Source organism: Serratia plymuthica NBRC 102599 (genome assembly GCF_001590925.1).
Classification (GTDB): domain Bacteria; phylum Pseudomonadota; class Gammaproteobacteria; order Enterobacterales; family Enterobacteriaceae; genus Serratia; species Serratia plymuthica.
The window spans coordinates 1-947 of the sequence record NZ_BCTU01000071.1 but is presented as its reverse complement, the minus strand read 5'-3'; the positions used below and the strand labels follow the sequence as shown (position 1 = coordinate 947).

Annotated in this window: 1 protein-coding gene; it reads right to left on the bottom strand. The window is 63.6% G+C overall.

The genetic code is table 11. The features are described from left to right. Window positions 1-74 precede the first annotated feature (74 nt). Window positions 75-947, bottom strand: an 873-nt coding sequence (locus SPL01S_RS24185) for a transketolase-like TK C-terminal-containing protein (RefSeq protein WP_303621175.1), incomplete at its 5' end; no start/stop codon positions are given.

The following is a 947-nucleotide window of genomic DNA, read 5'->3' as shown; positions in this document are numbered from 1 at the left end:
TAAAAAGCCCGGCATATTTGCCGGGCCTGGCGTTGTCATGTTCAGGGCACGGCCTGCGCCGCCCCTGCCGTGACTTACTTCAGCAGCGCCTGCGCCTTGGCCACCACGTTGTCCACGGTGAAACCGAACTCTTTGAACAGCTGGTCTGCCGGGGCCGACTCGCCAAAGGTGGTCATGCCCACGATGGCGCCGTTCAGGCCCACATACTTGTACCAGTAATCCGCGATACCCGCTTCCACCGCCACGCGCGCCGTAACCGAAGACGGCAGCACCGATTCACGGTACGCCGCATCCTGCTTGTCGAACGCGTCCGTCGACGGCATCGACACCACGCGCACTTTCGTGCCTGCTGCGCTCAGCTTGTCTGCCGCTTCCACCGTGATGCCCACTTCCGAACCGGTCGCAATCAAAATCACGTCCGGCGTGCCCGCGCAGTCTTTCAGCACGTAGCCGCCGCGGTACACGTTCGCCAGTTGTTCGGCGGTGCGTGGCTGCTGGGTCAGGTTCTGGCGCGAGAAAATCAGCGTGGTCGGGCCGTCGTTGCGTTCGATGCCGTACTGCCAGGCAACCGCCGATTCCACCTGGTCACACGGGCGCCAGGTGCTCATGTTCGGGGTCACGCGCAGGCTGGCGATTTGCTCGACCGGCTGGTGCGTCGGGCCGTCTTCGCCCAGACCGATGGAGTCGTGGGTGTAAACGAACACATTGCGGATTTTCATCAGCGCCGCCATGCGCACCGCGTTACGGGCGTATTCCACGAACATCAGGAAGGTCGCGGAGTACGGCAGGAAACCGCCGTGCAGCGCGATGCCGTTGGTGATGGCGGTCATGCCGAACTCGCGCACGCCGTAGTGGATGTAGTTGCCCGCCAGGTCTTCATTGAGCGGTTTGGAGCCGGACCACATCGTCAGGTTGCTTGGCGCCAGGTCGGCCGAGCCGCCGAGGAA